Annotated in this window: 15 protein-coding genes; 4 read left to right on the forward strand and 11 right to left on the reverse strand. The window is 71.0% G+C overall.

The features are described 5' to 3' along the window. Positions 1–29 precede the first annotated feature (29 nt). A complete protein-coding gene (locus OO48_RS08350; RefSeq protein ID WP_033213765.1) occupies positions 30–935 on the forward strand; it encodes an HhH-GPD family protein in 906 nt (301 codons plus the stop codon). 72 nt (positions 936–1,007) lie between these two features. Here OO48_RS08350 and OO48_RS08355 read toward each other — a convergent pair whose 3' ends face one another. Next, complete coding sequence (locus OO48_RS08355; protein WP_033213770.1) at positions 1,008–2,621, reverse strand: MDR family MFS transporter; 1,614 nt, start codon at positions 2,619–2,621, stop codon at positions 1,008–1,010. 209 nt (positions 2,622–2,830) lie between these two features. On the opposite strand from OO48_RS08355, the gene OO48_RS40600 reads away from it, so the two are divergent. Beyond that, positions 2,831–3,427 (forward strand): TetR/AcrR family transcriptional regulator, encoded by a 597-nt coding sequence (locus tag OO48_RS40600; protein ID WP_033213772.1) that lies wholly within the window; start codon positions 2,831–2,833, stop codon positions 3,425–3,427. Between the two features lie 34 nt (positions 3,428–3,461). On the opposite strand, the gene OO48_RS34960 is transcribed toward OO48_RS40600, so the two are convergent. Then, positions 3,462–4,520 carry a M23 family metallopeptidase gene (locus OO48_RS34960; RefSeq protein ID WP_157845402.1) on the reverse strand — a complete coding sequence of 353 codons (1,059 nt, stop codon included), beginning with the start codon at positions 4,518–4,520 and terminating at the stop codon, positions 3,462–3,464. 339 nt (positions 4,521–4,859) lie between these two features. Between OO48_RS34960 and OO48_RS08370 the strand changes: the two genes are divergently transcribed. Further along, positions 4,860–5,966, forward strand: a complete 1,107-nt coding sequence (locus OO48_RS08370; protein ID WP_033213773.1) for a threonine aldolase family protein — start codon at positions 4,860–4,862, stop codon at positions 5,964–5,966. Between the two features lie 77 nt (positions 5,967–6,043). Here OO48_RS08370 and OO48_RS08375 read toward each other — a convergent pair whose 3' ends face one another. Both OO48_RS08375 and OO48_RS08380 read right to left on the reverse strand, forming a co-directional pair. After that, the gene (locus tag OO48_RS08375) at positions 6,044–8,389 is read right to left on the reverse strand and encodes an immune inhibitor A domain-containing protein (protein ID WP_033213775.1); all 2,346 of its coding nucleotides are present in this window, start codon (positions 8,387–8,389) and stop codon (positions 6,044–6,046) included. A gap of 370 nt (positions 8,390–8,759) precedes the next feature. Next, positions 8,760–11,279, reverse strand: coding sequence for an ATP-dependent Clp protease ATP-binding subunit (locus OO48_RS08380; protein WP_033213778.1), 2,520 nt, complete (start codon positions 11,277–11,279; stop codon positions 8,760–8,762). A 466-nt stretch (positions 11,280–11,745) separates the two neighbouring features. On the opposite strand from OO48_RS08380, the gene OO48_RS38140 reads away from it, so the two are divergent. Further along, complete coding sequence (locus OO48_RS38140; protein WP_051731901.1) at positions 11,746–12,177, forward strand: hypothetical protein; 432 nt, start codon at positions 11,746–11,748, stop codon at positions 12,175–12,177. A gap of 13 nt (positions 12,178–12,190) precedes the next feature. Here OO48_RS38140 and OO48_RS08390 read toward each other — a convergent pair whose 3' ends face one another. From OO48_RS08390 to OO48_RS08420, 7 genes are all read right to left on the reverse strand, one after another. Then, positions 12,191–12,553, reverse strand: coding sequence for a histone-like nucleoid-structuring protein Lsr2 (locus OO48_RS08390; RefSeq protein ID WP_033213780.1), 363 nt, complete (start codon positions 12,551–12,553; stop codon positions 12,191–12,193). Positions 12,554–12,657: 104 nt separating this feature from the next. Then, positions 12,658–13,185 carry an amino-acid N-acetyltransferase gene (locus OO48_RS08395; RefSeq protein ID WP_033213782.1) on the reverse strand — a complete coding sequence of 176 codons (528 nt, stop codon included), beginning with the start codon at positions 13,183–13,185 and terminating at the stop codon, positions 12,658–12,660. Between the two features lie 11 nt (positions 13,186–13,196). Beyond that, positions 13,197–13,589 carry a BlaI/MecI/CopY family transcriptional regulator gene (locus OO48_RS08400; RefSeq protein WP_033213905.1) on the reverse strand — a complete coding sequence of 131 codons (393 nt, stop codon included), beginning with the start codon at positions 13,587–13,589 and terminating at the stop codon, positions 13,197–13,199. A gap of 102 nt (positions 13,590–13,691) precedes the next feature. Then, positions 13,692–13,844, reverse strand: a complete 153-nt coding sequence (locus tag OO48_RS38825; RefSeq protein ID WP_033213784.1) for a hypothetical protein — start codon at positions 13,842–13,844, stop codon at positions 13,692–13,694. A gap of 2 nt (positions 13,845–13,846) precedes the next feature. Continuing rightward, entirely contained in the window at positions 13,847–15,442 is a 1,596-nt protein-coding gene (gene lysX, locus OO48_RS08410; RefSeq protein ID WP_051731902.1) for a bifunctional lysylphosphatidylglycerol synthetase/lysine--tRNA ligase LysX, read from the reverse strand. Between the two features lie 122 nt (positions 15,443–15,564). Then, positions 15,565–16,263 (reverse strand): hypothetical protein, encoded by a 699-nt coding sequence (locus OO48_RS08415; RefSeq protein WP_063830641.1) that lies wholly within the window; start codon positions 16,261–16,263, stop codon positions 15,565–15,567. A 161-nt stretch (positions 16,264–16,424) separates the two neighbouring features. Continuing rightward, positions 16,425–17,222 carry a type III pantothenate kinase gene (locus tag OO48_RS08420; protein ID WP_033213788.1) on the reverse strand — a complete coding sequence of 266 codons (798 nt, stop codon included), beginning with the start codon at positions 17,220–17,222 and terminating at the stop codon, positions 16,425–16,427. Between the last annotated feature and the right edge of the window lie 19 nt (positions 17,223–17,241).

Below are 17,241 nucleotides of genomic sequence, written 5' to 3' on the forward strand. Positions count from 1 at the left end.
GGGGCGGGTCGTGGCAGGATCGGGGTGCCATGGTTGCCACTGCTTCGACTCTTGCCCCGGGCGCCGTCCAGGCGCTGCACTCGACCGTCATCGGCTGGTACGAGGCCCACGCCCGCGACCTGCCCTGGCGGGCCCCGGACGCCTCGCCGTGGGCCGTGATGGTCAGCGAGTTCATGCTCCAGCAGACGCCGGTGAAGCGGGTGCTGCCCGCCTACGCGGCCTGGCTGGAGCGCTGGCCCACGCCCGCCGACCTGGCCGCGGACGCGCCCGGCGAGGCGGTGCGGATGTGGGGCCGGCTCGGCTACCCGCGCCGCGCGCTGCGGCTGCACGGCGCGGCCGTCGCGATCACCGAGCGGCACGGCGGGGAGGTGCCGAGCGACCACGCGGCGCTGCTGGCGCTGCCCGGGGTGGGCGAGTACACGGCGGCCGCGGTCGCCTCGTTCGCGTTCCGGCAGCGGCACGCGGTGCTGGACACCAACGTGCGGCGGGTCTTCGCCCGGGCGGTCACCGGCGTCGAGTACCCGGCGAACGCCACCACCGCCGCCGAGCGGCGCACCGCCGTCGAGCTGCTGCCCGCCACCGACGAGCGGGCGGCGACCTGGGCGGTGGCGGTGATGGAGCTGGGCGCCCTGGTGTGCACCGCGCGCGGCCCGGAGTGCGCCGCCTGCCCGCTGCTGGCGGACTGCGCCTGGCAGCGGGCCGGCCGCCCGCCGCACCAGGGCCCGGCGCGCCGCGGGCAGACGTACGAGGGCACCGACCGGCAGGTGCGCGGCAAGCTGCTGGCGGTGCTGCGGGACGCCCACGGACTGGTCGCGCAGGGGCAGCTGGACGTGGTGTGGCCGGACGCGGTGCAGCGGGCCCGGGCGCTGGACGGGCTGGTCGCCGACGGGCTGGTGGAGCCGGTCGGGCCGGGCACCTACCGGCTGCCGCAGTAGCGGCGCGCGGACGCGGAACGGCCCGCCGCCCCGGTCGGGGGCGGCGGGCCGTCCTTCGTGCCCGGGCGGGCCTCAGACCGCGCCCTCCAGGGCGGCCTCGGCCTTGGCCTCGGCGGCGTCCGCGCCACCGCGGAGCTTGACCTCGCGGATGAACAGCGAGGCGGCCACGGCGACCAGGCTGATCACCGCGCCCCACAGGAAGACGGTGTGCATGCCGTTGGAGATGCCGTGCTGGTAGGCGCTCAGCACGTCGGCCGGCAGGCCCTGCATGGTGGCCGGGTTCATCGCGGACATGCCCTCGCCGCCCTGCTGGGCCATCTTGGCCAGGGTCTCCGGGGGGAGCGCCTTGATGGTGTCGTTGACCTGGTTGATGTACAGGGTGCCGAACAGCGCGACGCCGAAGGAGCCGCCGATGGTGCGGAACAGGGTGGCGGAGGACGAGGCGACGCCCATGTCCTTCATCTCCACGCTGTTCTGCGCGACCAGCATGGTGACCTGCATCAGGAAGCCCATGCCGGCGCCGAGCACCACCATGTAGCAGGAGGAGGCGAACTTGGAGGTGTCCACGGCGAGGGTGGACAGCAGCAGCGAGCCGCCGGCCATCACCGCGGTGCCGATGATCGGGTAGATCCGGTACTTGCCGGTCTTGGTGATGGCCTGGCCGACCACCAGCGAGATCACCAGCATGCCGAACATCATCGGCATCAGCAGCAGGCCGGAGTTGGTCGCCGAGGCGCCCTGCACGATCTGCTGGTAGGTGGGCAGGAAGGTCACCGCGCCGAACATCGCGAAACCGACGATGAAGCCGATGATCGAGACCATGGTGAAGTTCCGGTTGCGGAACAGCTGGAGCGGGATGACCGGCTCGGCGACCCGCTGCTCGACGTAGCAGAAGCCGATCAGCGAGGCCACGCCGAGCGCGCCCAGGCCGAGGATCTGCTTGGAGCTCCAGGCGTACTCGTGGCCGCCCCAGGTGGTGATCAGGACCATCGAGACGATGCCGACGGTGAGCAGCGCCGCACCGAAGTAGTCGATCTTCGCGGTGGAGCGGACCTTGGGCAGCTTCAGCACGACGACGATGAAGACCAGCGCGATCGCGCCCAGCGGCAGGTTGACGTAGAACGTCCAGCGCCAGTTCAGGTGGTCGGTGATGAAGCCGCCGATCAGCGGGCCGCCGACGGTGGCCAGCGCCATGACGGCGGCGAACATGCCCTGGTACTTGCCGCGGTCGCGCGGGGCGACCAGCGCACCCATGATCGACATCACGCCGACCATCAGACCGCCGGCGCCCAGGCCCTGGACGGCGCGGAAGACGATCAGCTGGGTCATGCTCTGCGACATGCCGGACAGGGCCGAGCCGAGCAGGAAGATCACGATCGAGACCAGGAACGAGCCCTTGCGGCCGTACAGGTCGCCGACCTTGCCCCAGATCGGCGTGGAGGCGGCGGTGGCCAGGGTGTAGGCCGTCACCACCCAGGACATGTGCTCGGCGCCGTTGAGCTCACCGACGATGCGGGGCATCGCGGTGCCGACGATCAGGTTGTCCAGCATGGCGAGCAGCATGGTGATGACCAGGCCGATCATCACCAGGCGGATCTCGCGGTGCGGGCGCTGCTCGAACTCGTCGGGCTTCCCGAGTTCGACGGACGGTTCCTCGGGAACCGCCTCGGACTGCTGGGTTGTCATGGTGCGTCTCTCCCGGGGCGCAGGTGCCGCGGGGTGCCGCGGCGGTACTTACTTGACGACCGGCTAGTTAATCGCCGTCCGGCACGGTAAGTTGTTCCCTAGCCGGTCGTCAAGCCAGTTTCGGAACAGGCCCCCTGGGCAGGGACAATGCCAACAGAAACGGACCTTGACACCCGTCCGAACCCGTTCCCCGAGGCAGGCCGCCAGCGATGACCACCACCCAGAGCCCCCGCAGCGACACCCGAGCGCGGATCATCGACGTGGCCCTGGAGCTGTTCGCCGAGCACGGCTACGAGAAGACCTCGCTGCGGGAGATCGCCGACCGCCTCGGCGTGACCAAGGCCGCCCTCTACTACCACTTCAAGACGAAGGACGACATCGTCCGCGGCATCGTCGAGAAGATGGCCGCCCCGCTCGACGACGCCATCGCCTACGGCGAGGGCAAGCCCTGGTCGCCCGGGCTGCGCGACGAACTGCTGCGCCGGTTCGCGGCCGGGATGGGCGAGCGGGCCCCGCTGCTGCGCTTCTTCCACGAGAACCAGCCCGCGCTGCGGGAGTCCGCGGCCGGGCTGGCGTTCAAGGACCGGATGATCCGGATGATCAGCCTGCTGCACGGCCCGGAGCCGACCTTCCGTGACAAGCTGCGCGCCACCGTGGCGCTGACCTCCATGCACTCGGCGATGTTCCTGCTCAAGGCCGACCTGTGCGAGCCCGGCCAGCCGGTCACCCCGGTCGACGAGGCGATGGAGGCGGCCCTGGAGGTCGCCCTGGAGGTCGCGGCACGCATCGAGCCGCCCGCGCGGTAGGCGCGGACGGCTCGGCGGTGCGGGGAGCGGCGGATCAGAAGTTGTTCGCGCCGTGCTGCTTCAGGTAGCCGACCGGGTCGATCACCTTCGCGTACTGGTTGGCGGTGCGGATCTCGAAGTGCAGGTGCGGGCCGTGCGAGTTGCCGGTGTTGCCGGACTTGCCGACCCGGTCGCCCGCGCCCACGTGCTGCCCGGCCTTCACGCCCAGCTGCGACAGGTGCGCGTACTGCGCGAAGCGGCCGTCGGAGAGCTTCAGGACGATCTGGTTGCCGTAGGCGCCCGCGTAGCCGGAGGACACCACGGTCGCGTCGCCGACCGCCAGCACCGGGGTGCCGACCGAGACCGCGAAGTCGGTGCCGGTGTGGTAGCCGGCTGCGTACGCGGCGTTGGTCTTGTGGTACGGGTTGCTGATCGTCGCGCCCGGGGCGGGGGAGGACCAGGACGGCTTCGCCGGCTCGGGCGCGGGCTCGGGCTTCGGCTCCGGCGCGGCGGCCGGGGCGGCCTGCGGCTGCTCGGCGGGGGCGGCGGGCTGCGCGGCCGGGGCGGCCGGCTGCTCGGCGGGCTGCTCGGCCGGGGCGGTCGGCTGCTCGGCGGGAGCGGGCTGCGCGGCCGGCTGCTCGGTGGCGGCCTGCTGCTGCTCGGTGCCCTGCTGCTGCCCGGCGGTGTCCCCGGTCTGCGCGGCGGCCCCCAGGTCGATGCGGTGCTCGTCGCGGGAGGCCGCGTCGTCCTGCCGGGCCTGCGCGCCCTGGTCGGCGTCCTTCTGCAGGGTGGCGAGGATGGCGGCCTTGGTGTTCTCGGCCTGCTCGTCGTGCTGGTCGCCCTGGGCCGGCAGGTGGAAGTCCTTCGGCTGCGCGGCGCCGCTCTCGGCGGTGGCCGTGACGACGGCGCGGTCGGCCGGGTGCGAGCCCTGCGCGACGGCCTGCCCGGTCGGGATCAGCAGCGCACCGGCGGCGACCACCGCGGCACCGGAGGCGATCGCCTTGGCGGGGGCCAGCCGGGCCGTGGTGAGCGGGCCGCCGGAGAGGACGGAGCGGACGTGGCGGGTGGTGGTCGCCTGGAGAAGCCGGCGGCCGGTGGCGGGGAGAGAACGCATCGGGAGTCGGTACCTCACGGACGGGGCCAGCGCGGGGCCGAGCCGGTGGGGCTCGCCGAACTGGTGCAACGACTCCGGTGTAAACGACCCGGATGCGCAGGCCCAAGAGTGTGACGTACGACGGTCGGTAGTGGACAAGTCGGGCAAAATGGCCCTCCGGTCCAGCGGGCGGGCCGGGTTTTCGCACCCCAAACCTCCTATCCCGGGTCGTATGTCGGAAATGCTCTGTGAGGAGCGCCACCGGAAAGCGCCCGGTTTGGGCCCGAACCGCTCCGGGTAAAACCCGCTCCCGAACCAGCTGCACCATCCGATCCACCTACCGTCGGAGATGATCAGCTGATGAACGACACCCCTGTTCTGGACCGCCGCTTCCAGACCCGCCGCCGGGCCGACCGCCTGCTCTCCGGCGGCCGCCCGCAGACCGTCCGGGAGGCGCTCGCCGCCCTGGCCGCCCTGGCCGACGGCCCCCACCCGCTGGACGAACCGGTCGACACGTACGGCGACGGCATCGTCCGCACCCTGGAGCGCCGCACCGCCGAACTGCTCGGCAAGCCCGACGCCGCCTTCTTCCCGACCGGGACGATGGCCCAGCAGGCCGCCCTGAAGACCTGGGCCGACACCCACGGCCCGGTGGTCGCCATGCACCCGCTGGCCCACCCCGAGGTGCACGAGCGCCGCGCCCACCAGGTGCTGTCCGGCCTGCGCAGCGTCCCGCAGACCGGCGCCCGGCGGCACCCCACCGCCGCCGAGCTGGCCGCCCTGGACGAGCCGTACGACGTGCTGATGCTGGAGCTGCCGCTGCGCGACGCCGGCTTCCTGCTGCCCGACTGGGCGGAGCTGGAGGCGCTGTACGAGCTGGCCGAGCGGCAGGGCCGCCCGGTCCACCTGGACGGCGCCCGGCTCTGGGAGTCCGCCCCGCACCTGGGCCGCTCCCTGCCGGAGATCTGCGCCCGGGCCGGCTCGGTGTACGTCTCCTGCTACAAGTCGCTGGGCGGCCACAGCGGCGCCCTGGTGGCCGGCGAGGCGGAGTACGTGCGCCGGCTCAAGGTCTGGCGGCACCGCTACGGCGGCAGCCTCTGGCAGCAGTGGCCGGCCGCGCTCTCCGCCCTGGCAGGCCTGGACCGCGAGCTGCCCCGGCTGCCCGGGTACGTGGCGCACGCCAAGCTGGTCGCCGCCGCGCTCGCCGAGGTCCCCGGCGCCCGGGTCCACCCCGAGCCGCCGCACACCCACCAGTTCCAGTTCTGGCTGCCGTACGCCGCCGACCGGCTGAACGAGGCCGGCTACCGGCAGGCCGAGGAGCAGGGCCTCGCGCTGTTCGGCGGCTGGCGCGAGCCGGGCCCGCAGCCCGGGCTGTCGATGACCGAGGTGACGGTGCTCGCCGACGCCGCCGAGTGGAGCGCCAAGGAGGTCACCGGAGCGGTGGAGTCCTTCCTCGCCCTGCTCTGACACCCGCCCGGGCGACGCGCAGGGCCCCGGCGGTTCGCAAACCGCCGGGGCCCCGTGCACTACCTACCGATCAGGCGTCACTTCCGGACGGGAGAGACCTTGATCATGGCTTCCAGGTTGTCGTGGGACTGCCACAGCACCTCGATCTGGGTGCGGGTGTCCGGGACCTGGACCCCGCTGTACTGGTTCTCCGGGAACCAGTACTTGGTGGTGTGGTCGTTGAAGACCGTCACGCCGCGCGAGCTCGGGATCTTGGTGAGCGCGTCGGCCTTGTGCAGGCTCAGGCCGTCGGTCCGCTCGAAGCCGAAGGTCGCGTCGTACGACTGGAAGCGCGGACGCATCAGCGTGCCGTCGTTCCACTTCAGCGCGGCCGGGTGGGCGTCGACCGGCAGGATCAGGCCCTGGCCCGGGTGGGTGGCCACGTTGTTGTCCGACTGCGAGGAGTCCCACAGCCAGATCAGGATGCCGTTCTGGTTGGCGTAGTGCTCCACCCAGTCCGGACGCGCGGCCGAGCCGAAGTTGTACGGGCCGGTCTTCAGCGTGGTGTCGTACGAGACGTACTGGCGGTTCTCGACCAGGTAGTGCTGGTCGTAGTCCTTGGAGAACTTGCCGGAGATCCGGGAGAAGCCCGCGGCGGTCCAGCCGTTGTCGCCGTTCTCGGCGCCGTCGGTGAACAGGGCCGCGCCGTCCGCGGTCACCGCGATGTTGTCCAGGGCCAGGCCCTTGTAGTGGACGCCGCCGTCGGTGGTGTTGTGGAAGCGGACCTTGACGGCCTTGCCGGCGTACGCGTTCAGCGGGAAGGACAGGTCGCCCCACGCGCCGTTCGAGGTGCCGTTGACGGCGTTGTCCGGCAGCGCGACGCCGTTGAAGGTGCCGGCCAGCGCGGTCCAGTTCTTGCCGCCGTCGGTGGAGACCTCGGCGTACGCGTAGTCGTAGTCCGTCTCCAGCTCGAACCAGGCCTTGGCGGTCAGCACGGCCGAGGTCTTGCCGGTCAGGTCGACGTCACGGGTCAGGCTGACGTTCAGGTCGTCGGCGCTGCCGCTCCACCACTCGTTGCCACCCTCGAACGGGGTGTTGATCTCGGTGGTGACGGTCTTCGCCGGCAGGTTGACGATCAGGCCCTGCTTGCGCTTGGTGTTGTACTCGACCGGGCCGAGCAGCGACAGCGAGGTCTGGCCCGCCTTGGCGGTGTCGTAGTTCAGCCAGCCCAGCTTGAGCTTCGACCAGACGTCGAGGTCGTTCGGCATGTCGCCGATCTCGTTCTTGCCCTCGCCCAGCCAGGAGCCGGAGGACATCAGCGACCAGAAGCCGACCGAGTTGTCGATGCCCTGGCCGGTGGTGTCGTACAGGTCCGGCAGACCGAGGTCGTGGCCGTACTCGTGGGCGAACACGCCCAGGCCGCCGTTCTCCGGCTGCATGGTGTAGTCGCCGACCCACAGGCCGGTGGCGCCGATCTGGGTGCCGCCGAGCTTGTTGTTGTCCGGGCCGGTCTTGCCCGCCTGGTTGGCGTACGCGTACGAGCGGTGCGCCCACAGCGCGTCGGTGCCCTGCACGCCGCCGCCGGCCGACTGGTCCTCACCGGCGTGGACGATCTGGAAGTGGTCCAGGTAGCCGTCCGGCTCGTTGAAGTTGCCGTCGCCGTCGTAGTCGTAGCGGTCCCACTGGTCGTACTGCGCCAGGTCGGCCTTGATCTGGGCGTCGGTGCGGCCCTTGGCCTTCTGGTCGGCGACCCAGGCGTCGATGCCGTCGCGGATCAGGTCCTGCGCGTTGGCGCAGACGTGCTGGCCGCAGTAGTCCGAGCCGTAGCGGGCCTCGTTCCACGGCACCCGCACCCAGTCGGTGACCAGGCCGTCGACCGAGTACCGGCCGGAGGACTGGCGCTCGTAGTACGTCTTCAGCGAGGGCTTGTCCTTCGCGAAGTAGACGTCCTGGTAGTGCGCCTGGTTGTAGTCCGCCTGCCAGGCCGTCGAGTTGTCCTTGGCCCGGTCCGGCGCCGCGATCTGGTTGTGCCCGGGGCCGGGCGTGCCGCCGTACTTGACCTTGCCGTCGGCGGTCTTGGTGGTGGTGTCGACCTGGTCGCCGAAGTCGACCAGGATCGTGAAGATCTTGTCGGTGCGCTCGCGGGACAGCTCGACGTACTTGTCGCGGCCCAGCTTGATCGAGGAGCCGCTGCCGTGCTTCTCGACCTTGGCGGTGCCGTTGACCAGCTGCTCGACCGCGGCGGTCTGCTCGGCCTGCTGCTTCTCGGCCAGCGGGCTCTGCAGTTCGCGCGGGACGCTGTCGTTCTGGATGACGTCGGCCGGGTCGGTGATCGTCGCGCTCGCCGGGGCGGCGGAGGCCGTGCCCGGGAGCATTCCGGCGCCCAGCGCGGCGGTCACCGCGACGGCGGCGGACGCCGCGACAGCCCTCTTGGTTATTTTCAACGTGGTGACGTCCTCCCCTTACCGGTGGGGCTGGTGGCCGGACCGGTGAACCAATGCAAGACAGGTGGACGACATTTGACCCAAGGTCCAGTAAAAAAGAAAGACCTTGACCCTGGCATGGCCACGCCGCTATGCTCCGGCAACTCTTATCGTCTGACGATCCGTCAATCTACCTGCACGGCCTTCCGGGCAAGGGCCGGTCGTGCCCGCACCACGCCGCCGCCCACCCGTTCGGCGGGCATCCGGCCCCGGATTCACAGCACACGGAAACCTAAACAGTTTTTCAACTGAAAAGCCGGACACGGAAAAGCCCCCGCCCCCGACCTTGCCAGGTCGGGGGCGGAGGCTTGCGAAACGCTTTGCGGGGCTATTACTTGGTCAGATCCGGGCCCGCCGCCGAGACCGCCGCCGGAGTGTCCGCCACCGGGGACTTCTCCTCGCCGCGGAAGGTGAACTTGGCTTCCTTGCCCTCGCCCTCCACGCCGACGACCACGATGTGGCCGGAGCGCAGCTCACCGAACAGGATCTTCTCGGACAGGTGGTCCTCGATCTCCCGCTGGATCGTGCGGCGCAGCGGACGCGCGCCCAGGATCGGGTCGTACCCGCGCTTGGCCAGCAGGCTCTTGGCCTCCGGGCTGAGCTCGATGCCCATGTCCCGGTCCTTCATCCGCTGGTCGACCCGGGCGATCATCAGGTCGACGATCTCGATGATGTTCGCCTCGGACAGCTGGTGGAAGACCACGATGTCGTCGACGCGGTTGAGGAACTCGGGGCGGAAGTGCTGCTTGAGCTCCTCGCCGACCTTCGCCTTCATCCGCTCGTAGCCGGCCTGGACGTCACCCGTGGCCGCGAAGCCCAGGTTGAAGCCCTTGGAGATGTCCCGGGTGCCGAGGTTGGTGGTCATGATGATGACCGTGTTCTTGAAGTCCACGACCCGGCCCTGGGAGTCGGTCAGGCGACCGTCCTCCAGGATCTGCAGCAGCGAGTTGAAGATGTCCGGGTGGGCCTTCTCGACCTCATCGAAGAGGACGACCGAGAACGGCTTGCGACGCACCTTCTCGGTGAGCTGGCCGCCCTCCTCGTAGCCCACGTACCCGGGCGGGGAGCCGAACAGCCGCGAGACGGTGTGCTTCTCCGAGAACTCGGACATGTCGAGCGCGATCAGCGCGTCCTCGTCCCCGAACAGGAACTCCGCCAGGGTCTTGGACAGCTCGGTCTTACCGACGCCCGAGGGGCCGGCGAAGATGAACGAACCGCCGGGGCGCTTCGGGTCCTTCAGACCGGCGCGGGTGCGGCGGATCGCCTGGGAGAGCGCCTTGATGGCGTCCTCCTGGCCGATGACCCGCTTGTGCAGCTCGTCCTCCATGCGCAGCAGGCGCGAGGACTCCTCCTCGGTCAGCTTGAAGACCGGGATGCCGGTGGCGGTGGCCAGGACCTCGGCGATGAGCTCCTCGTCCACCTCGGCCACGACGTCCATGTCGCCGGCCTTCCACTCCTTCTCCCGCTTGGCCTTCGCCTGGAGCAGCTGCTTCTCGTTGTCGCGCAGCGACGCGGCCTTCTCGAAGTCCTGCGCGTCGATCGCGGACTCCTTCTCCCGGCGGACCTCGGCGATCTTCTCGTCGAACTCGCGCAGGTCCGGCGGCGCGGTCATCCGGCGGATGCGCATCCGGGAACCGGCCTCGTCGATCAGGTCGATCGCCTTGTCCGGCAGGAAGCGGTCCGAGATGTACCGGTCGGCCAGGGTGGCGGCGGCGACCAGGGCGGCGTCGGTGATCGAGACGCGGTGGTGCGCCTCGTACCGGTCGCGCAGGCCCTTGAGGATCTCGATGGTGTGCGGGAGCGAGGGCTCGGCGACCTGGATCGGCTGGAAGCGGCGCTCCAGCGCGGCGTCCTTCTCCAGGTGCTTGCGGTACTCGTCCAGCGTGGTGGCGCCGATGGTCTGCAGCTCACCGCGGGCCAGCATCGGCTTCAGGATGGAGGCGGCGTCGATCGCGCCCTCGGCGGCGCCCGCGCCGACCAGGGTGTGCAGCTCGTCGATGAACAGGATGATGTCGCCGCGGGTGCGGATCTCCTTGAGCACCTTCTTCAGGCGCTCCTCGAAGTCACCGCGGTAGCGCGAGCCGGCCACCAGGGCGCCGAGGTCCAGCGTGTAGAGCTGCTTGTCCTTCAGCGTCTCCGGGACCTCGCCCTTGACGATCGCCTGGGCCAGGCCCTCGACGACGGCGGTCTTGCCGACGCCGGGCTCGCCGATCAGCACCGGGTTGTTCTTGGTGCGGCGGGACAGCACCTGCATGACCCGCTCGATCTCCTTCTCGCGCCCGATCACCGGGTCGAGCTTGGCCTCGCGGGCGGCCTGCGTCAGGTTGCGCCCGAACTGGTCGAGCACCAGGGAGGTGGACGGGGTGCCCTCGGCCGGGCCGCCGGCGGTGGCGGACTCCTTGCCGCTGCCGGTCTGGTAGCCCGACAGCAGCTGGATGACCTGCTGGCGCACCCGGTTCAGGTCGGCGCCGAGCTTCACCAGGACCTGGGCGGCGACGCCCTCGCCCTCGCGGATCAGGCCGAGCAGGATGTGCTCGGTGCCGATGTAGTTGTGGCCGAGCTGGAGGGCCTCGCGGAGCGACAGCTCCAGGACCTTCTTCGCCCGGGGGGTGAAGGGGATGTGGCCGGACGGGGCCTGCTGGCCCTGACCGATGATCTCCTCGACCTGCTGGCGGACCGCCTCGAGCGAGATGCCGAGGCTCTCCAGCGCCTTTGCGGCGACACCCTCGCCCTCGTGGATCAGGCCCAGGAGGATGTGCTCGGTGCCGATGTAGTTGTGGTTGAGCATCCGGGCTTCTTCCTGTGCCAGGACGACAACCCGCCGCGCGCGGTCGGTGAACCTCTCGAACATCGTTAATCGCTCCTCAGAGCGGTCGGTCAGTTCGGGGGCCGTCCCCGCCCTGTCCTTCCGCATGCTAGTCCCGCTCAGCAGCGCGGCTACGGAACTCCCACGGAGCGGGAGCAACATGCTGCGCGACCAGCCGACACCTGTCCCAACCTGATGCTGGGAGACGGTGTTCCCAGCGACGGGCCCGATGCACCGGTTCCCGCTACGCCAACGGCGAACACGGTTCGGTCGAACCGGCGCACCGGACCCGCGACGTGCTGCGTCCGGGCTCCTGGGACCCCGTCCACCAGCATTCATACCCGGTAATCCGGCGGGTTTCGCGCGGTTTCCGCAGGGTGCGTGTTCGCCTGGCGAGAAGTCTGCCGACCGAGGGCCCGGGGTGACGGATCAACGGGTCGGCCGCGGGTGGCGTACCGCCGTACCGGTGGCGGTCGCGTGACCGCCCGGCCCCTCCAGCGTTGCACAGGTCGTGACCCGTCCGCCGCCGGCCGCCCCGGCCGCACCGCCCGCCGCCGCGCTCTGGCGCGGATCGGACCGGGTGACCGCCCCGCTGGGGCCCGCCAGGGCCGCCCTGGGGCGCCTGGAGCGGCTGGGCCGCACCACCGGGCCGGTGCTGCGGCGGGCCGGCCGGGCGGCCTTCCTGCTCGCCCCCGGGGCCGCCGAACCGGTGCCCGAACTGCTCCGCTGGCTCGGCTGGGGCCCGGAGCTGCGACTGCCCATCGAGGCCCGCGCGGCGCACCCGGGAGCCCCCCGGGTGCCCGAACCGCGGACCGCGCACTGGCTGCGGGCCGGCACCCGCCCGCCCGCCCTCGACCTGCGCTCGCCCGACCTGCTCTGCCTGCTCGACGCCCTGGCGGACGCCTGCACGCGGGAACGGCTGGGCCTGCCGCCCGCCCGCTGAGGGCCGCCGGGGCTCAGGAGGCGTTGGCCTTCTCGTACGCCTCGCGCACGTTGCTCGGGACGCGGCCGCGGTCGTTGACCGGGAGGCCGTTCTCCTTCGCCCAGGTGCGGATCTTGGCGGTGTCCGCCTGCCCGGCCGCGGCGGCCCGACCGGTGCTCCGGCCACCGCCGCCGCCACCGCGGCGGGGGGCGGTCAGCCGACCGCTCTGCTTGCGGCCCTTCTCGACGTACGGGGCGAGCAGGCCGCGGAGCTTCTCCGCGTTGTCGCTCTTCAGGTCGATCTCGTAGGCCACGCCGTCCAGGGCGAACGTCACCGTCTCGTCCGCGGATCCGCCGTCGAGATCGTCTTCCAGAATGACCTGAACCCTCTGTGCCACGGGCTTCCCTTTCCGCGATAACGATCCATTGCCTAGAGAAAGGAAAGCGCCTTTTCCCGGAAAACACAAACCCCTGTGTCGCAGGTCGCGCTCCCGGGCATGACTCACAGGTGCAGCAGCATCCGGGAGTTGCCCAGCGTGTTCGGCTTCACCCGCTCCAGGTCGAGGAACTCGGCGACGCCTTCGTCGTACGAGCGCAGGAGTTCTTCATAGACTTCCGTGGCCACGGCGGCCGGGTCTGCCGTACGATCGTCGTTTTCGCCGATCTCCACGAAGCCGTGTTTCGAGAAGAACGGAACCTCGAACGTCAGGCAGAAAATCCGACGGACGCCGAGCCAGCGTGCGGTCTCCAGCAGCTTGTCCAGCAGCTGGTGCCCGATACCGAGCCCCTTGCAGACCGGGTCCACCGCCAGGGTGCGCACCTCGGCGAGGTCCTCCCACATCACGTGGAGCGCGCCGCAGGCCACCACCCGGCCGTCCTCGTCGCGTTCGGCGACCCAGAACTCCTGGACGGATTCGAACAGTGTGACGGTCGGCTTGTCGAGCAGAATGCCGTTCCGGGAGTACGTGTCGATGAGCCGGCGGATGGCGCGCACGTCAGTGGTCCGCGCGCGGCGGATGGTGACCTCCATGCCGGGGAACGTTATCGTGCCGCGGGCGGGGCGGTCTCCTCGGCGTCGACGCCCGCCACCCGCAGCGCGTCGCGCAGCCACTCGCGCTGTTCCGGCGACATCATCCCGAAGAAGTGCACCAGGGCGGCCGCCGGATTGTCGCTCGTCGCCCAGGCGTCGTTCATCAGCGCCGCGGTGTACGCCTCCCGGGACGAGACCGGCTCATATCGGTATGCGCGCCCGGCGCGCTCCCGGCGCACCCAGCCCTTTCGATAGAGCTTGTCCAGCACGGTCATCACGGTGGTGTACGCGATTTCGCGTTCCGACCGCAGATCCTGCAGAACCTCCCGGACGGTGACGGGGCGGTTCCACTGCCACACCCGGGTCATGATGTCGTTCTCAAGTTCTCCGAGTTGCCGCACCATAGTGCCGCCAAGGATAGGACCGATGCGGACAAAGGGCGGCAAACGGCAAACGGACGGCGCGCCGCTCCCCGGAGGGGGAACGGCGCGCCCGGCGGGAAACCGCTATTCGGCGGGGGAACGCGACGCCATGGCCTCGGCCGCGGCGTCCTCCTTCGCCTTCTGGGCGCCGCCCTGGCTGCGGATGATGGCCCGCACCAGGAAGGCGAAACCGATCGCCATCACCAGCGGCGGGACGATCGCGCTGACGTACTCCACGGTTACTCCTCGGTGGTGTCGGACCCGGCCGCGGCTGCGGCCCTTTCGCTCTTCGGGGACTTCTCCGCCCGCTCGGCCTTCTCGGGCTTCACGAGCGGGAAGAGCACCGTCTCGCGGATGTTCTTGCCGGTGAGCAGCATGATCAGCCGGTCCACGCCCAGGCCGAGACCGCCGGTGGGCGGCATCGCGTACTCCAGGGCGCGCAGGAAGTCCTCGTCCAGCTGCATCGCCTCGACGTCGCCGCCGGCCGCCAGCAGGGACTGCGCGGTCAGCCGGGCGCGCTGCTCGACCGGGTCGATCAGCTCGGAGTAGGCGGTGCCGATCTCGGTGCCGAAGATCACCAGGTCCCACTTCTCCGCGACGCCCTCGATCGAGCGGTGCTGCCGGGTCAGCGGGGAGACCGAGGTCGGGTAGTCCTTGATGAAGGTCGGCTTGATCGCGTGGTGCTCCAGCAGGCGCTCGATCAGCTCCAGCACGATCTGGCCGTGGTCCCACTTCGGGTCCAGGTACTCGTCCAGGCCGTGCTTGGCGGCCAGCTCGCGCAGCTCCTCGACGGAGGTGGCCGGGGTGACCTCGGTGCCCAGGTGCGCGGAGATGCCCGGGTAGACCGAGACCTCCTGCCAGGGCTCGGCCAGGTCGATCTCGTGCTCGGTGCCGTCCGGGCCGACGCCCCTGACCACCGTGGTGCCCAGCGCGTCCCGGGCGGCGTTGACGATGATCGCCCGGATCAGCTCGGCCTGGGTGTCGTAGTCGCCGTACGCCTCGTACGACTCCAGGGCGGTGAACTCCGGGTTGTGGGTGGCGTCCGCGCCCTCGTTGCGGAAGTTCCGGTTGATCTCGAAGACCTTCTCGGCGCCGCCGACCACCAGGCGCTTGAGGTACAGCTCGGTCGCGATCCGCAGGTACAGCTCGATGTCGTACGCGTTGATGTGCGTCTTGAACGGGCGGGCGTTGGCGCCGCCGTGGATCGGCTGCAGCATCGGGGTCTCGACCTCGAGGTAGCCGCGGTCCTCGTAGGTGCGGCGGATCGAGCGGATCACCTTGGTGCGCAGCTGGAGCATCTCGCGCGCCTCGGAGTTGACGATCAGGTCGACGTACCGCTGGCGGACCCGGGCCTCCGGGTCGCTCAGGCCCTTGTGCTTGTCGGGCAGCGGGCGCAGGCACTTCGCGGTGAGCTCCCAGCGGTCGACCATCACGCTGAGCTCGCCGCGCTTGGAGGTGATCACCTCGCCCTCGACGCCGACCTGGTCGCCGAGGTCGATGTCGCCCTTCCAAGCGGCCAGCCGCTCGGCGCCCAGCTTGTCCAGGGACAGCATCACCTGGAGGTCGCCGGAGCCGTCGCGCAGCGTGGCGAAGCAGAGCTTGCCGCCGGTGCGGGCCAGGACCACCCGGCCGGTGACGCCGACCCGCTCGCCGGTGGCGGTGTCCGGGGCCAGGTCGGGGTGCTTCTCGCGCAGCTCGGCGATGGTGGTGGTGCGGGGGAAACCGACCGGGTACGGGTCGATGCCGGCCGCCCGGAGCCGGTCCAGCTTCTCGCGCCGGACGCGCATCTGCTCGGGAAGGTCGTCGGTCGCGGGGAGAGTGCTCTGATCGCTCACCCCACCAGGGTAGCCAGGCTGACGGCCTGCTCCGCCACGGGATATCCGGCGGCGCGCGCCGACCGCGCGGAACGCGCGGGCCCCCTCCGCCCCGGAGGGGGCCCGCGCGGGCGGTGCGGGGGTCAGCCGTCGGTGCCGGTGGCGAGTTCCGGGCGGTTCTCGTCGTCCGGGGGGTCCTGGTGGGGGGCCGGGCGGGAGCGGCGGCCGAAGAGTTCGGCGGGGGTCGGCATCCGGCGGGGCCGGGGGCGCTCGACGGGGTGCTGGGGCTGCTGGTCGCTCATCGGGAACCGTCCTCCAACTGGGATGGCGGGCTGGGGTTCGGACGCCGGGCTCGGCACCGCCGCGAGGTGGCGCTGCCCGGAGCCGAGGGAGAGCCGCTCGCGGACCTCGGCCTCGGCGATCGCGTGGCAGCGGCCGGCGAGCCGGGAACGGCGGGCCTGTTCGTGCGGTCCGCACGGCTGGCGGGACAGCGAGCGCAGCGCCGACAGGTCCTCGGCGGTGGGCAGGTAGCCGTCGGTGACGGCCTCTTCCAGGCGGTCCAGGTAGCCTCCGGCGCTGCCGGGCAGGGCGGAGCGGTAGCGGGCCAGGTCGATCAGCAGGAAGGCGCGCAGCCGGCCGCCCTCCTGGACCGCCTCGTCGATGGCCTCGGTCAGCCGAAGCGCGTCCTGGACGTCCTCGGCCCACAGCTCGCCGGCCGCGGCGGGCAGTGGGAGCCGGTCGGAGGCGGCCGGGTAGAGGGCTTGGGCGAGGACACGGCGCAGCACCCGGACTTCGTCGGCGCTGAAGGCCATGCCGCCGCGCGATCCGTGTGGCGTTGGCATGGGTCGACAGTACGTGGCGTACGTCCGACTTATGGCGATTGATGACGTGTTTGTCCCGATTGGCCTATGAGATGGTGCATCCGGCCCCGAGCCGCGGTGGGGAACGCGACGGGCCCCGCCCCCCGTGGCGGAGGGCGGGGCCCGAGGGGCCGGCGCGGGCGTCAGGCGGCGGTGGCCGGGCGGTTGCGCTCGAAGATCAGGCGCAGGCCGATCAGGGTCAGCCAGGGCTCGTGCACGTCGATCGAGTCGGCCTCGCCCAGCACCAGCGGGGCCAGCCCGCCGGTGGCGATCACCTGGACGTCGTTCGGGTCCTTGGCGAGCTCCTTGGCCATCCGGTTGACCAGGCCGTCGACCTGCCCGGCGAAGCCGTACAGGATGCCCGACTGCATGCCCTCCACGGTGTTCTTGCCGATCACGTTGCGCGGGCGGGCCAGTTCGATCTTGCGGAGCATCGCGGTGCGGCCGCCCAGGGCGTCGACCGAGATCTCGATGCCCGGGGCGATCGCGCCGCCCACGTAGTCGCCGCGCGCGTTGATCGCGTCGAAGGTGGTGGCGGTGCCGAAGTCGACCACGACGCACGGGCCGCCGTACAGGTGGTTGGCGGCCAGCGCGTTGACGATCCGGTCCGCGCCGACCTCCTTCGGGTTGTCCATCAGCACGTGCACGCCGGTCTTCACGCCCGGCTCGACGATCACCGCCGGCACGTCCCCGTAGTAGCGGCGGGTCACTTCGCGCAGCTCGTGCAGCACCGCCGGCACCGAGGAGCAGATCGCCAGGCCGGCCACCCGGTCGTCCGCCGAGACGATCGGGTGGGCGCCCATCAACCCCTGGAGCAGGACCGCGAGTTCGTCCGCGGTGCGGCGCGGGTCGGTGGAGATCCGCCAGTGCTCGACGATCTCCTCGCCGTCGAACAGGCCGAGCGTGGTCTGGGTGTTGCCGACGTCGATGGTGAGGAGCATGGGGGGCTTTCTGCTTCGA

Source organism: Kitasatospora phosalacinea (genome assembly GCF_000716545.1).
GTDB classification, from domain to species: domain Bacteria; phylum Actinomycetota; class Actinomycetes; order Streptomycetales; family Streptomycetaceae; genus Kitasatospora; species Kitasatospora phosalacinea.

Coding starts and splice junctions, on each gene's coding strand:
- OO48_RS34960 (WP_157845402.1), bottom strand. CDS start 4,520: ATGCGTTCTCTCCCCGCCACCGGCCGCCGGCTTCTCCAGGCGACCACC.
- OO48_RS08355 (WP_033213770.1), bottom strand. CDS start 2,621: ATGACAACCCAGCAGTCCGAGGCGGTTCCCGAGGAACCGTCCGTCGAA.
- OO48_RS08400 (WP_033213905.1), bottom strand. CDS start 13,589: ATGGTGCGGCAACTCGGAGAACTTGAGAACGACATCATGACCCGGGTG.
- OO48_RS08415 (WP_063830641.1), bottom strand. CDS start 16,263: ATGCCAACGCCACACGGATCGCGCGGCGGCATGGCCTTCAGCGCCGAC.
- OO48_RS08420 (WP_033213788.1), bottom strand. CDS start 17,222: ATGCTCCTCACCATCGACGTCGGCAACACCCAGACCACGCTCGGCCTG.
- OO48_RS08380 (WP_033213778.1), bottom strand. CDS start 11,279: ATGTTCGAGAGGTTCACCGACCGCGCGCGGCGGGTTGTCGTCCTGGCA.
- OO48_RS40600 (WP_033213772.1), top strand. CDS start 2,831: ATGACCACCACCCAGAGCCCCCGCAGCGACACCCGAGCGCGGATCATC.
- OO48_RS08370 (WP_033213773.1), top strand. CDS start 4,860: ATGAACGACACCCCTGTTCTGGACCGCCGCTTCCAGACCCGCCGCCGG.
- OO48_RS08395 (WP_033213782.1), bottom strand. CDS start 13,185: ATGGAGGTCACCATCCGCCGCGCGCGGACCACTGACGTGCGCGCCATC.
- OO48_RS08350 (WP_033213765.1), top strand. CDS start 30: ATGGTTGCCACTGCTTCGACTCTTGCCCCGGGCGCCGTCCAGGCGCTG.